The organism is Pedobacter psychrophilus (genome assembly GCF_001652725.1).
In the GTDB taxonomy this organism is placed as follows: Bacteria; Bacteroidota; Bacteroidia; order Sphingobacteriales; family Sphingobacteriaceae; genus Pseudopedobacter; species Pseudopedobacter psychrophilus.
In genome coordinates, this window is record NZ_LWHJ01000022.1 from 139,163 (window position 1) to 153,828 (window position 14,666).

Annotated in this window: 9 protein-coding genes; 5 read left to right on the top strand and 4 right to left on the bottom strand. The window is 36.0% G+C overall.

Annotated elements, in window-relative coordinates; genetic code table 11:
- Positions 1 to 73 precede the first annotated feature (73 nt).
- On the bottom strand, positions 74 to 1,105 hold the full coding sequence (locus A5893_RS05470) for a LacI family DNA-binding transcriptional regulator (RefSeq protein ID WP_068821553.1): 1,032 nt from the start codon (positions 1,103 to 1,105) through the stop codon (positions 74 to 76).
- 177 nt (positions 1,106 to 1,282) lie between these two features.
- On the opposite strand from A5893_RS05470, the gene A5893_RS05475 reads away from it, so the two are divergent.
- On the top strand, positions 1,283 to 2,629 hold the full coding sequence (locus A5893_RS05475; protein ID WP_068822092.1) for a Gfo/Idh/MocA family protein: 1,347 nt from the start codon (positions 1,283 to 1,285) through the stop codon (positions 2,627 to 2,629).
- Positions 2,630 to 2,731: 102 nt separating this feature from the next.
- Here A5893_RS05475 and A5893_RS05480 read toward each other — a convergent pair whose 3' ends face one another.
- From A5893_RS05480 to A5893_RS18025, 3 genes are read right to left on the bottom strand one after another with little or no spacing between them, the layout of a single operon-like run.
- Positions 2,732 to 4,294, bottom strand: coding sequence for a sulfatase family protein (locus A5893_RS05480; RefSeq protein WP_068821554.1), 1,563 nt, complete (start codon positions 4,292 to 4,294; stop codon positions 2,732 to 2,734).
- A gap of 5 nt (positions 4,295 to 4,299) precedes the next feature.
- The gene (locus A5893_RS18020) at positions 4,300 to 4,911 is read right to left on the bottom strand and encodes a hypothetical protein (protein ID WP_232456807.1); all 612 of its coding nucleotides are present in this window, start codon (positions 4,909 to 4,911) and stop codon (positions 4,300 to 4,302) included.
- A 50-nt stretch (positions 4,912 to 4,961) separates the two neighbouring features.
- Complete coding sequence (locus A5893_RS18025) at positions 4,962 to 5,543, bottom strand: glycoside hydrolase family protein (protein WP_232456808.1); 582 nt, start codon at positions 5,541 to 5,543, stop codon at positions 4,962 to 4,964.
- A 634-nt stretch (positions 5,544 to 6,177) separates the two neighbouring features.
- Between A5893_RS18025 and A5893_RS05490 the strand changes: the two genes are divergently transcribed.
- Genes A5893_RS05490 through A5893_RS05505 form a run of 4 tightly spaced genes read left to right on the top strand, consistent with a single transcriptional unit; the run spans position 6,178 to position 14,624 of the window.
- Positions 6,178 to 9,471, top strand: a complete 3,294-nt coding sequence (locus tag A5893_RS05490; RefSeq protein WP_082911345.1) for a SusC/RagA family TonB-linked outer membrane protein — start codon at positions 6,178 to 6,180, stop codon at positions 9,469 to 9,471.
- 19 nt (positions 9,472 to 9,490) lie between these two features.
- Positions 9,491 to 11,242 (top strand): RagB/SusD family nutrient uptake outer membrane protein, encoded by a 1,752-nt coding sequence (locus A5893_RS05495; protein ID WP_068821555.1) that lies wholly within the window; start codon positions 9,491 to 9,493, stop codon positions 11,240 to 11,242.
- A gap of 10 nt (positions 11,243 to 11,252) precedes the next feature.
- The gene (locus A5893_RS05500; RefSeq protein WP_198342280.1) at positions 11,253 to 12,623 is read left to right on the top strand and encodes a sulfatase; all 1,371 of its coding nucleotides are present in this window, start codon (positions 11,253 to 11,255) and stop codon (positions 12,621 to 12,623) included.
- A gap of 42 nt (positions 12,624 to 12,665) precedes the next feature.
- A complete protein-coding gene (locus A5893_RS05505; RefSeq protein WP_068821557.1) occupies positions 12,666 to 14,624 on the top strand; it encodes a heparinase II/III domain-containing protein in 1,959 nt (652 codons plus the stop codon).
- Positions 14,625 to 14,666: the final 42 nt, after the last annotated feature.

The following is a 14,666-nucleotide window of genomic DNA, read 5'->3' on the forward strand; positions in this document are numbered from 1 at the left end:
AAAGTGAACTTTAAATAATTGTTAAATTTAAGTATTGCGAGTGTCATTAACCAACACAAACGATTGTCTTATTTTAAATACTACCTATAGTCTTATTGTTCTCAATAAGTTGCGATTCAATAATAACTTTATAAAATGCCTGTTGTGCATTATCAGGATTGTTCAGCAAATCAAGAAGTATGTCTGTTGCCTTTTGTCCTTGCAGATAAGGATGTTGCTCTACCGATGCTGTTGGCACATGATCCATAAAGTTAATCAGTGGTAGGTTGGCATAACTCACAAATTCAATATCTTTATTGATAGTTAGGTTAAGCCGCCTTGCATATCTAATTGCATAAAGGGAAACATAATCATTAAATGCAACAATTGCGGTTGGCTTTCTTTTATTGGCAAGCAATTCATCCATTGCTTTAATCGTTCCCTCTTCTGTAAGATTACATGAAGCAATAAGACTGGGATCATATTTTAAACGGTTTTTTGTATGGGCTTTTATGTATCCTTCTTTTCTTTCGTTACTTGCTAAAAGTGTTGAAGGGCCGTTGATCATTGCTATTGCTCGGTGTCCCTTTTTTAAAAGATAAGTTACTGCTTCTATAGTTCCAGTTTCCATATTACACGCTACATAATGCACATTATCAAGCGATGGGATACGGTCGAAGAAAACAACCGGAATATTATGTTTGCGAAGATTAGTGAAATGATCAAAGCTGGAAGTTTCTTTTGAAACCGAGACAATGAGGCCATCAACTCTATGGCTTTTCATTTTTTCAACCAAATGTTTTTCCTTCTCTGCATTATCATGGGATTGCGCCATTAAAACATGATAATTTTTTTTATTTGCTGTATCTTCAATACCACTTATTGCAGCAGAAAAAAAAGCTTCAGAAAGCTCGGGAAGAATAACTCCTATAGTGAATGTTTTGCCTTTCTGAAGAAAAATTGCTGTTTGATTAGGCGTATAATTTAATTCTTCTGCCACTTTCTTAATTCTCATACGAGTAGTGAGACCAATGCTCGGGTGATCATGCAATCCTCTTGAAACAGTAGAAGTAGAAACACCAAGTTTTTTCGCAATCTCCTTAATTGTGGCAGGTTTATTTGTCATAGTAACTAATTTGAGCTTAATGTCAGAAGAATTTTCTGTTCAGCAAAGTCTGAGGCGGAAAATTTTACTGAGAAGTCAAACGTTTGCGTTGGTTTACATGACCAACTCCATTTATTGATGCAGATAAATTTTTTATCTTCACAAATAACAGGTTTAATTAAATCAGTATTTTTTATAATGGAAAGAAGAGAGTTCATAAAAAATTCCGCAATTGCCGCAACCAGTTTTGCATTTATGCCAAACTTGAAACTTTTTGCCGGGACGGATAAAGTAAGGCTTGGATATATTGGAGTTGGCTTACGTGGACGCAATCACATAGAAATGGGATTGCAAAGAAGCGATGTAGATATTGTTGCAATTTGTGACACACAGGAAGATTCTTTAATGCATTGTAGGGAAATGATCTCCAAATCAGGAAAACACGCTGCAAAAGAATATACCGGAGGTGTTAATGCGTATAAAAAACTCCTTGAAAGAAAAGATATTGATGCAGTGATTATTGCCACTCCGTGGGAATTTCATCACCAACAGTCAATAGACGCCATGGAAGCTGGAAAGTATGTTGGTTGTGAGGTAGTTGCCGGTTTAACTGTGGATGACCATTGGGATATAGTTAAAACCCACGAAAAAACAGGAGTACCTTACATGACCCTTGAGAATGTTTGTTATAGACGAGATGTAATGGCGGCTCTAAACATGGTCCGTCAAAATGTTTTTGGCGAACTTGTGCATTTGGAAGGTGGATATCAGCATGATTTGCGTCCGGTTTTATTTAATAACGGAAAGCAAGCCATTGGCGGTGGCGTAAAATTTGGCCCAGACGGATATAGTGAAGCGCAATGGAGAACACAATATAATATTGATCGGAATGCAGATATTTATCCAACTCACGGTGCAGGACCTCTAATGCATTATGTCAATATTAATGCGGGAAATAGGTTTACTAGCTTGAGTTCGTTTAGTTCAAAAGCAAGAGGACTTTCATCGTATGTAAATGAACTGTCGCCTGGAAATCCAAATGCTAATATCAACTACAAAAACGGTGATGTGACCACTACTGTGATTAATTGTGCCAACGGCGAGACGGTATTATTATCACATGATACCCATTTGCCAAGACCTTATTCACTTGGTTTTCGTGTTCAGGGTACAAAAGGGATTTGGATGGATGTTGCAAAATCAGTTTACATTGAGGGTAAGTCAAAAAAGAATGACCAATGGGATGCAGCACAAGAGTGGTTTGATAAATATGATCATCCACTTTGGAAAAAGTATGAGAAAGAAGCAACAGGAGCTGGCCATGGAGGGATGGATTGGTTTGTGTTTAACGGCTTTATACAAGCAGTTAAGCAGAAAAAGCAAACCCCAATTGATGTTTATGACTCTGTAACAATGAGTGTAATCACTCCTTTGTCTGAGAAATCTATCTCATCAGGAAATATGCCGCAGGAATTCCCAGATTTTACAAAGGGAAAATGGAAAGAACGAAAAAATACTTTTGCGCTAAATGATAGTGGGTTTTAGAAATTTAAATAAGTTGCTTCACTAAAACTATATTAGAACTAGTGACAATTTTAAATTTCAGTAATAAAAAAACTTGATAGGTTTTTACCTAAGTGTTTCTATTTAATTAGAAACACTTTTTCTTGTAACATCTGCTTCTTTTACCTGTTGAAGTTTTTGTGATAATGCTCGCACTTTTTTTGGATATGTTTCTGCAAGATTATTTTTCTCGCCAATATCATATTTCAAGTTATAAAGCTGTGGTTTAGGGTTATTGCCTAACTCTGTATTTGTTCCTATATTCATTCGCGGTCCATCGCTAGGCTCAATATATTTCCAGTCACCTATAATAATTCCCAATGTACTTTTTAAGGATTGTTCAATTACATAATCCCTATTTTTTTTACCTCCAAGTAAAGTGTTTAAACAATTGAAACTATCAGGCGCATTGTCATCATTTATTTTTTGTTTGGTTAACGCAGCTATTGAAGAATATAAATCAACCTGACTAAATAAGGCATCTGATATTTTACCTCCTTTAACTTTTGCAGGCCATTTTACAATAAATGGAACGCGTGTACCTGCGTCAAATGCGCTATATTTCCCACCCCTCATCATACTAGAAGGTGTATGTCCATTAAGTAACTCAGCAGCTTTATCTGCATATCCGTCATCAATTACGGGGCCATTGTCGCTCGTAAATATTAGGATGGTGTTGTCAGCTATTTTCAGTTTGTCAAGAATTTTCAACACTTCACCCACACTCCAGTCTAGTTCCAAAATAGCGTCGCCTCTAACTCCCATGCCACTTTTACCAAGAAATCTTGAATTCGGAATTCTTGGGACATGAATTTCATGAGTAGCAAAATAAAGAAAGAATGGCTTGTCTTTGTTTTCTTCAATAAAGTTTGTTGCCCTATTGGTAAACACATTTACCATTTCCTGATCAATCCATCGGGCTTTATTACCACCTGTCATCCAACCTATTCTGCTAACACCATTTATAATTGTTCCATTATGGCCGTCAGAAGTATTCATTGTCAAAAGTTCTGGATTTTCTTTTCCAGTAGGCTCTTTACCAACTTTATTTTGGTATGAAACTAAAATTGGATCCGCAGGGTCCAAATCAACAATTCTATGATTTTCCAGATAAACGCAAGGTACCCTATCAGCAGTTGCAGGCATAATGAATGTATAATCAAAGCCAATTTCTAAAGGTCCTGGTTTTATATCTCCATTCCAATCAGGGCCACCTTTTGGCCCAAGTCCCAAATGCCATTTACCAATTGCTGCTGTTTTATAACCCGCTCGTTTAAGCATGCCTGGCATACTTTCTTTATCTGTTGGTATAATTAACGCTGCATCACCGGGAGCAATCCCTGTCCCGGATTTCCTCCAAGCATATTTGCCTGTAAGCAGAGAAAAGCGGGATGGTGTACAAGTTGCAGATGTAGCATGTGCGTTAGTAAAACGTAATCCCTCCGCAGCAATACGGTCTATATTTGGTGTACTTATCTTGGTTGCTCCATTTGCGCTGATATCCCCAAAGCCCAAATCGTCCGTATAAATAATAACAATATTTGGTTTGTTTTTAGATTGGCCTTGTCTCGAATAAGCAGTATCAGCAAAAAAGAATAAGTTAGGCAACAGCCAAAGCAAAATTTTAGTTAATGATGTTAATTTCATTTCAATTATTTGGCTATGTCTCTATACTTAAGCAGTGCTTCCAAAAAATAGTAATCAGCATACATTAGCGGGCTATCTATTTCTGCTCCTGCCGGAAAACTACCTACACTGTGTTTCAATATAAAATAATTATTTGTTCCTGGTTGGGCCATATAAGCGGAAGAACTAAGGGAGCTGATCATCTGGCTAGCTGCCTTTTTGTATTTAAATGCTTTATCTTTATCTATATATTTGCTCAATTCAAGTAAAGCCGAGCAGGTAATAGCTGCCGCCGAGGCATCTCTCGGAATCTCTTTATACTTTAATGGATCAAACTGCCATTCGGGATTGAAACCAGGTTGTCCCACATTAAAATCCCATAATGGAATTTTATCTGAAGGAAGTGTTTCGTTATCCAGAAAATAATCTGCCATACCCACAGCAGTATTAAGAAAGCGAATATCTTTTGTTTCACGATAGCAAACCGTAAAGCCGTAAATCCCCCAGCTTTGTCCTCTTGCCCAAGCCGAGTTATCTGAGAATCCCTGTGCTGTTTGGCGATATTTCACTGCTCCAGTAGTCGAATCGTAACTTACAACATGGTATGCGCTAAAGTCAGGGCGTACTTGGTTTTTCATTACCGTTTCAGCATGTTTGATTGCCGCATTTTTATAAGTGTTGTCACCCGTTATCTTGCTCGCAAAAACATTAATTCCAAATTCATCATATTATCAATGATTACTGGAAATTCCCAGTCGTTCTGAGCCCAGATAGCCTTACGAGGGTTCCATGACATGAAACTGCCAACTTCTGGTGAATATCTCACCATTAACGATTTAGCAGACTGAATAAGTATAGGCTTATAAGCTTCATTATGGGTAAGTCGATAACCGTTTCCGTAGCTGCAATACATCATAAAACCAATGTCGTGATGCTTGGTATTAAACTGATTTTCTTCTAATGAATTGGTCCACTTTTCAGCCTCATCACGCCATTTCTGTTCGCCAGTGTATTCGTACATGTACCATAAGGCGCCAGGCCAAAATCCACCTGTCCAGTCGTTTATTCCTACAAAGCGCAAAGTTCCGTCTTTAGCATCTCCACGTGGATATTTGGTCAAATCGGTAGATACCTCAAGAAGTTTATGATATTGTTTGGCTGCTATTGCAAAGTCATTGGCAATAATTTGGTTTGCTTTTTCAGCATTAAAAATTACGGAGTGAGAGCATGCCAATGGAATAAATGCAAATAGTAACAGTAATTTCTTCATGAATATGGAATCGGGGTTATTTTTTCGTGGACCATTAACATATACAAGGTAGAAAATCTTATTTTAATGTATTAACACAAACGTTTGTTTGTTTTATAAAACAAAATATTAGGAATATTATCTAAACATTGCGTTAAATAAAGTTCAATGCAATAAGTTTAAATACTTATAATACTTTATAAAGTAACTAACGTTTGAAAAATGTTCAGCCTTACCGCTATAAAAAATTAAATTAGATAATCATTATTTGTTACCTAAGATAAATTTAAATAGAAAACAATAATTTAATATGATATATAGGTTAAAATAAGTCAGGTGTGATTAATAATTTGCCTGAGTTTTTTGTTGTTTTGATGATTTTCTAAACATTAATCTGCCCTTAGTTATTTCAGTGAAGTCGAATTTATAACCTATTTCAAATTTCTTTTCATCCAACCTTAAATGCCAATACCTGAATTAGAAATGCATAGTAATGTTTTGGGCGTTTTTCATTTTTTTAATTATAGACATAAATAATTAATAAACAAACGTTTGTGTGCCCTAAAATACGAATAGAAAATAATTAAGATTTAACTTCAATCATCTTAATAGAGATTTATTATAAGGTTCTTAACACTAAAGATTATTATTTATTATGAGAGGATTTTACAAAGGAATTTTCGGTTTTTTCAATCAAAAAATTAACTTATTCCGAAAAAAAACTATTGATTCAATAGCCTATTCATTACTAGTTTTTGCGATTTTATGTTTTTTGCCAAATCATTTAATAGCGCAAACTAAGCTATTAACAGGCAAAATTTCTGATGAACGTTCGCTACCCGTCATAGGTGCTACAGTAAAAGTTAAAGGAACATCCAATGGTACAGGCACAGATGCTAACGGAATGTTTAAGATAAATGTATTACCTACTGATACTATTCAAGTTATTTATCTCGGATATAAAACTGTTGAACGGGTTGTAGGAAGCGCTTCTGTAATGAACATAAACCTTGATTTAGAAACCGAAAACTTATATGAAGTAGTTGTTGTTGGTTATGGAGTTCAAAAAAAGGTCAATGTTACAGGTGCTGTTGCAGCAATAGATGGAAAAGCAATTCAAGACAGGCCAGTAACTAATGTTTCATCCGCATTGGCAGGTCTAGCATCAGGAGTTTCAGTACAGCAAGGCTCAGGGCGACCGGGTTCTGATGGTGCTACAATTCGAATAAGAGGTACCGGAACATTAAATAATAATGATGCAGTTGTTATTATTGATGGGATACAGGGATCAATAGATGCGGTTAACCCTAATGACATTGAAAGCATATCTATATTAAAGGATGCAGCTTCCGCTTCTATTTATGGATCAATAGCTGCAAACGGTGTTATTTTAATTACTACTAAAAAGGGATCTGCCAATAAAATGGCATTAAATTATACAGGAATTTTATCTCAGATGCAGCCGGCCGCAATACCTTCTATGGTATCTGATTACGCAACACATATGAATCTTGTGAATGAAGGGTTTAGAAACCTTGGACAGCCTAACGCATATACCCAAGCTACTATAGATGCATGGGAAAATGCTAAATTGAATCCTAATGGAACTAATTCAATAGGTGTTCCAAATTATATTGCTTATCCAAACACAGACTGGCCCGACGTAATCTTTAATAATAGCGTTCTACAAAATCATAACCTTTCCATGATAGGCGGAAGCGAAAAAATAAATTTTTTACTTTCAGGCGGGTATCTGCAAAATGAAGGGGTGATGGAGAATACAGAAAATATCAGATATCAATTTAGAGGAAACCTACAAGCCAAAGCAACTAAATTTTTATCCGTAGGGACTCAAACATTCCTTTCTAGAGAATCAAGTGGATTAGGAGGTTCCTCAACTTTCGACGTTTTATACGCAGCCGTTCCAGGCCAATATCCTTATCTAGATGGTAGATATGGATTTGCACAAGCACCTGAAGAAGCTTTAACTAATAACCCTTTAGGTTCGTTAAGAAATTTGGGAGGTAATGATAATACTACACGTTTTAACTCTACCTTATTTGCTAATTTAGATATTATAAAGGGTCTAAAATTTGAAACTCGAGTAAATTATCAAGAAGCACTTGGTGAAAAAAATATATATGCCATTCCGCAAGAGAGGTGGGATTTTGGGGCAAATCAAATAAGAGTCCCTGCCTCATTGCCAGAAAACCTTAACACCAGTTATTCTATGAATAAGAATTATACAGTGATATTTGATAATGTTTTACGCTACAGTACGGTACTTGCCACAAAACATGATATCGGATTACTTGCAGGCTACAATCAAAACTATTTTCATGGCTATAACTTTAATGCAACAGGGCGAGGTCTGATCGATGCGGGTATTACTACTCTTGGGTCAGCTACATCAGCATTAGCAGTGGGTGGCGGAGAAAACGATAGAGCAATTCGCTCTTGGTTTGGGCGTCTGAATTATGCTTTTGATCAACGATATCTTTTTGAGGCAGTTGTTCGTTATGACGGTTCATCAAGATTCGCTCCTGAAACCCGATGGGGATTCTTTCCAGCTGTTTCTGCTGGTTGGAGAATATCCCAAGAAAATTTCATGAAAAATGTTGATTTCGTGAGTAATTTAAAACTTCGGGCTTCTTACGGGCAAACAGGTAACAATGCCTCAGGAAACTATGATTATCAATCTACCTATAATACCCAAAACTATTCTTTCAACAATACTCCATTGGCGGGTCTGGCGCAAGATAAGATTGCAAACAGAAATTTAAAATGGGAAACCACCACACTTACAAACTTAGGATTAGATGGGAATTTGTTTAAAGGTGCCATCAACTTTGAAATTGATGCTTATAATAGATTAACTGATGGTATTCTTTTTGTCCCTACAATTCCTTTAACTGTAGGAACTGCCGCAGCTCCCACAAGAAACATCGCCGCAGTTATTAATCGCGGATTAGAGTTACAACTTGGCTATCAGAATAACTCTCGCAAATTAAATTGGTCTGTTTCCGGTAATTTCGCTTATAACTATAATAACATTCAAAAATATAAAGGACAACTTAATGAAGGATATTCCGATGCTGGTATTTATAGTACAAATTTAGGCGAAGTATCTAGTGGCGGTAATCAGCGAATTGTGGAAGGTCATAAAATAAATGAGTTCTATTTATACCCAGTGTATAAAGGAAGCGGCAATTATAAAAATGCAGATGGCTCTGTAAATATAAACGGTGGGCCTACTGATGGAATGATAAGAACACCTGCTGATTTAGATTGGCTAAATGCAATGCTTGCAGCCGGATATAAATTTTTACCATCTAACACGGTTGGGAAAACAAATATATATTATGGCGATTTTATTTATGCTGATTCTAATGGGGATGGTTCTTATGGAAATACTTTCGATAGAAAGTTTACAGGTGCTTCAGCAGCTCCAAAATATAACTTTGGTTTTCAGGGAAATCTTAAATGGAATAATTTCGATTTGTTTATGTTATGGTCTGGCAGTGCCGGGATGAAATATTACTGGAATGAAAGAGCATTCAATAATTCTATAGTTGAGTTGGCAGATGGAGTGGGCTCTTTGGTAGCAGGTAATCACTATTATTACAATGAAACTAATCCGAGTGATCCAGCCAATAACATTAATGGAAAATATCCGCGTTTAAAGAATACAACGGACTCTCAAAATAATATCCCTAGCGATTTTTATTTCTACGATGCATCATATATAAAACTTAAAAACATGCAGTTGGGTTACAATATTCCAGATGCTTTTCTGAAGAAAATAAAAATGAGCCGAGCCAGAATTTTTGTTTCTGGTGAGAATTTGTTAACCATAACAGATTATCCGGGCTTAGACCCAGAAATTGGAGCTAGTGTAAATTACCCTACAGCCAGACAATACTCTTTAGGATTGAATGTTTCATTTTAATATAATTTAAAAAATTGCAATGAAAAAAATATTTATAATCGCATTAGCCGTTACCATTGTAACAGGATGTAAAAAAGATTTACTAGATACCTCACCATATGATTCACTTGCTTCAGGTAACATGTGGAGCTCTGAAAATTTGACCGATTTAGGAGTAACTGGTGTATATGCTACGTTAAACGATACTAAACTTACAGTAGCGGGTAAGGAGCTATATGTAATGGATCAATATTCTTTTAGTAGCCAGCATCGAAATGCTCAAAATTTCTTAACAGGAACCATAACACCTTCAGATGGCCTTTTTAGCAATAATTGGCAGGGATTGTATGAGGGAATTCAACGAGCTAATGATGCCATACTTAATATTCCCAAATCACCCACTCCTGATGTAAAGAAGGCTAGATATCTAGCAGAATGTAAATTTTTAAGAGCATACTTTTATAGCCGATTAGCACAGCTGTGGAAAAGCGTTCCAATATACCTTGAACCATTTTCAGATACTGAAGCTATAAAAGGTAGATCATCTGAAGCTGAAGTGTGGGCCCAAATTATCAAAGATCTTACTGAATGTATTAATGAGCCAAACTTGCCTCAAAAGTATGCTAAAGGAGATGCTAATTTCGGACATGTAACTAAAGGTGCTGCCTATGCTTTAAGAGGTAAAGCTTATTTATACACCTCACAAAACTCGCTAGCCGTGGCAGATTTCAATAAAGTAAAGGACGCTGGTTACAGCTTGTTTAATAATTATTTGAACTTGTTTAAACAGGTAAATGAGCAGTGCGATGAAATGATTTTTTCAGTTCAAAATTTGAATATTACCGGATACGGAAGTGAGTCTCAATTGCGTCTCGGAACTAGATCTTCATTTGGATCAGGTTTTAATACCTATTTGATATCTCCAAATCTTGTTGAACTTTATGAAAATGTTGATGGATCTCCTTTTAATTGGGATGCGATACTTCCAGGCTATTCAACAATGAGTCTGGCCAAAAGAGAAGTTTTCTTTTTAAGAAATAACTTAACAACCGCAGAGATCAATGCTGCAAGAAATAGAGGGGCAGAAATGACACTTTACCTTCCAACAGGTAATGAACAAAGAGTAATAAGAGCTTATACAAATAGAGATCCACGTTTGGCTGCCAATGTAATAACGCCATATTCTACATACAATGGAGTATTTGGTGCAGTTAATGTAACTTTAACTTCACGTTTTCCTTATAGATCAGATAACGTACCTAGCCAAGATATTCGTACAAATAATCCACCAACATTTTATTATTTACACCGTAAATTTGTATACGAGGGAAATTCTGAAATAGTAGATCGTTCAGCTTCACCAACAGATATGCCAGTAATACGTTACGCCGACGTTTTATTAATGTGGGCTGAGGCTATAAATGAACAAGGTTTCACTCAAGAAGCAGTTAGTCTAGTTAATCAGGTTAGGAGTAGAGCGGGTGTAGCAATCCTCCAATCTGTTAATCCTTCACTACCAACTTATGTTAATAACCAAACGGTTATGAAAGAAAAAATACGAGATGAACGCAGGCGTGAATTTCCAACGGAAGGAATTAGTTTTTTTGATGAAATGCGTTGGAAGTCATTAAAAGAAAAAGTATTTTATCCAGGAAACGGTGCTAAAGATATTTGGGGGGTAAATCAGTGGTCTTATACCTATTTAGGGGATCAATTATATACATGGCCAATTCCGCAAGTTGAAATTGAACGTAATCCTAAATTAGGTCCTAATCCCGGATGGTCAAATTAAAATAATGAAAGTGAATTTATTCCTAATTAAATATTTGAAACTGGTTTTAACAGTGCTGGTATTATTAAGTCTTATCCCTGAAGTTAATTCGCAAGTTAAGACTTCAAAGCCTAATATTGTTCTAATTCTATCAGATGATGCTGGATATGCAGATTTTAGTTTTCAAAGTAACCGTTTAATACCAACGCCTAATATCGATTTTATAGCTAAGGAAGGAGTGAAATTTACCGACGCTTATGTAACAGGAGCAGTATGCAGTCCTTCAAGAGCTGGTATTCTTACTGGAGTAAATCAGGCAACTTTTGGCCATGTAATTAATTTTGTCCAAAATGTTAAATATACTATTCCTCTTAATAGTTTAGGATTACCAACTAATCAGAAGCTGATTGGGGAATACCTTAAACCCTGTGGCTATACAACTGGAATTGTAGGTAAATGGCATGAAGGCTTTTCTGAACGTTTTCATCCAAACAACCGTGGGTTCGACTATTTCTGGGGTTTTTTATGGGGAAGCAGTCCTTATTATGCAGGTCAGGCGAAACTTGTAGAAGAAAATAATAGTCATATTCCCGCAGAAAATATTCCCTATATGACAGACGCGATAGGGGATAAATCGTTAGAATTTATAGAGAAAAATGCTCAAAATCCTTTTTTTCTTTACGTCTCATTTAATGCGCCTCACACACCCATGCAGGCAAAGCCTGAAGTGCTAAAAAAGTATGAAGACAAATTTAGCCCTAAAGGTAGGGCATTAAACGCTGCAATGACCGAAAGTCTGGATGAAAACGTTGGTCGAATCTTGGAGAAATTGAAAAAACTTAATCTTCTGGATAATACATTGGTCATTTTCACTAATGATAACGGGGGACAAATAGTTGAGAGTTTTGCAGATAATTATCCTTTAAAAGGGAGAAAAGGGGAGATTTATGAGGGCGGTATTAGAGTGCCAATGGCAATAATGTGGAAAGGAAAAATTAAACCAGGTATTGTGTCAGAAGTTCCAGTAACTACACTCGATTTTTTACCTACGTTTATAAACGCAGCAGGCGGTAAAGCATCACAATTTCCAAAACTAGAAGGTAAAGATTTGATGACTATTTTAAATGCAAAAAGTTCGAAGAAATTATTAAAAAGAGATTTCTATTGGGACATTGGTTATGGACAAGGTGCAATCAGATCAGGCGACTGGAAAATGTCATTTTTTCGGGATCAGCCTGCGGAACTGCACAATCTTAAAAACGATATCTCTGAAAAAAATGATTTAGCTAAACAGCAACCTGCTATTGCGAAAAATCTTACTGATAAATTCTTAGCTTGGAAAAAGAAATTACCACCACAGGCATGGACTGCTTTAGGTAAAGAAAAAGAAAGTGATGATTGATTTGGGTTAATTTTTAAAATTAATGGGCAACAGTTTATAGAAATGAAATATATTAAAGGATTTACAGTATTTGTGTTAACCTTACTAACATTCACTACGGTGTTTGCTCAAAATCTTGAACGCAACTTCCTTTTAACCGAATATAAAAAAAAAGGAGAAGCTGGCAGTTTAAATGTTAGCGATTGGAGGAAGAGCAAGGTAGAGAACCTTTACAAGAAAATTTCGGAGCTACCGGATCAGGAAAAGAAAGCAATTCTAGCTTCGGCAGATAAAGCTTTGCAAAAAGACTGGCCCTCGCTTCGGCTTACCGATTTTCTTAAGTATAAAAACGAAGGGAATCTCTTGGCTTATTATACCCCAAGCAGTGAAAGAAAAACTCATTTAACTAACTTAGTAATAGGAGAACTTGTAAGTGGCCGCAAAGGGAAATACCTTCCGGAAATAGCGAACGGGCTTTGGTTAATGCTTGAGGAAAGCACTTGGGTATCTCCACATCATATTTTTTTGCAGAAAGAAGGGGAAGGTCTGCCAGATCCCAATGATCAAATTATCGACTTAATGTCGGGAGATGTTTCTGCAATGATAGCTTGGATAAAATTCTTGTTTCGTGAGCAGTTGGAGGTAGTTTCTCCAATATTATTATCTAGGATAGATTTCGAATTAAACAGGAAAATAATCTCTCCGTTTCTTAACAGGAATGATTTACACTGGCTCGGATATGGTCCAGAAAAAGTTAACAATTGGAATATTTGGATCAATACAAATATTTTGATTACTGCTATAACTGCAGTTGATGATGAAGAAACTAGAAATAAGGTAATAGAAAAAACCATCCGGAGTGCCGACAACTTTCTGAATAGGTATCCTAATGATGGTGGTTGTGATGAAGGAGTTACCTATTGGGGCGAAGCGGGAGGTAGACTAATCCAATTCGTTAATTTATTAACCGAAGCTTCAAACAATAAATTAAGATGGAATGATAATCAGCTTATTCATAACATGGGGACTTATATCTACAAGATGCATATTGCTGATAATAAGTTTGTTAACTTTTCAGATGCGCTTGCCGAGAATATTCCATCACCTGCAACGGTTTACACTTTTGGTAGGATTTTTAACGACCAATATTTGAAAGAATTTTCAGCTTACCTGAGTCAATTGCAGGATAATAGTGAGCTTGGGGCTAGCTTAAGGTATTCTAATCTTAATATCTTTATTAAAAATCTTGAAACTGCAGATGAAATTAGTAAAGAAAAAGCTGTAGCACCACTGTTGGCGGAGAACTTTTTACCCGACTTACAGGTATTAACATTGAGGCAAAAAGCAGGAGATACTAATGGACTTACCTTTGCAGCTAAAGGCGGACACAACGCCGAGAGCCATAATCATAATGATATCGGAAACTTTATTCTTTACCTTGATGGTAAGCCCGTGATTATAGATTTGGGCGTAGATACATATACTAAGCAAACTTTTAGTAAAGACCGTTATAAATTATGGAACATGCAATCTGCATGGCATAACTGTCCTACAATAAACGGAGTGGAGCAACAAAATGGTCGTGAGTTTGCGGCAAAGGATGTAGAGTATGTAAAAAAAGGAGGAGATGAAATATTTTCGATGGATATTTCAGATGCATATCCTGAAGATGCTCAGGTGCAGAATTGGAAAAGAACTTTTGTTTTTTCTCCTGCAAATAGCAAACTTCAATTGAAAGAAAATTATATACTAAAAAAACTGATAAGTCCGTTTGAGCTCAATTTTATGACAGACCAAAAAGTGGAGACACTTAAAAAAGGAACAGTAAAATTTGGCGATAGTTCTTCATCAATTATAATGGAATTTGACCCAAAGCTATTTGACGTTAAAATAGAAAAAAAAGAAATTGATCCCGGACGATTAAAAAATGTATGGGGAGAAAGTGTTTCACGCATTATACTGAAATCAAAATCAACTTCCCTTAAGAGTTCTCATATTATCAACTTTAAAATTAGCAATTAAGTGATTAATCACATGTAAATAAATTTGATATCATGAAGATTA

What these genes read in the sequence shown, in the direction of transcription:
- A5893_RS05470 (WP_068821553.1), bottom strand. Translation starts at nt 1,105, where the DNA reads ATGACAAATAAACCTGCCACAATTAAGGAGATTGCGAAAAAACTTGGT.
- A5893_RS05480 (WP_068821554.1), bottom strand. Translation starts at nt 4,294, where the DNA reads ATGAAATTAACATCATTAACTAAAATTTTGCTTTGGCTGTTGCCTAAC.
- A5893_RS18025 (WP_232456808.1), bottom strand. Translation starts at nt 5,543, where the DNA reads ATGAAGAAATTACTGTTACTATTTGCATTTATTCCATTGGCATGCTCT.
- A5893_RS05495 (WP_068821555.1), top strand. Translation starts at nt 9,491, where the DNA reads ATGAAAAAAATATTTATAATCGCATTAGCCGTTACCATTGTAACAGGA.
- A5893_RS05490 (WP_082911345.1), top strand. Translation starts at nt 6,178, where the DNA reads ATGAGAGGATTTTACAAAGGAATTTTCGGTTTTTTCAATCAAAAAATT.
- A5893_RS18020 (WP_232456807.1), bottom strand. Translation starts at nt 4,911, where the DNA reads ATGAAAAACCAAGTACGCCCTGACTTTAGCGCATACCATGTTGTAAGT.
- A5893_RS05475 (WP_068822092.1), top strand. Translation starts at nt 1,283, where the DNA reads ATGGAAAGAAGAGAGTTCATAAAAAATTCCGCAATTGCCGCAACCAGT.
- A5893_RS05505 (WP_068821557.1), top strand. Translation starts at nt 12,666, where the DNA reads ATGAAATATATTAAAGGATTTACAGTATTTGTGTTAACCTTACTAACA.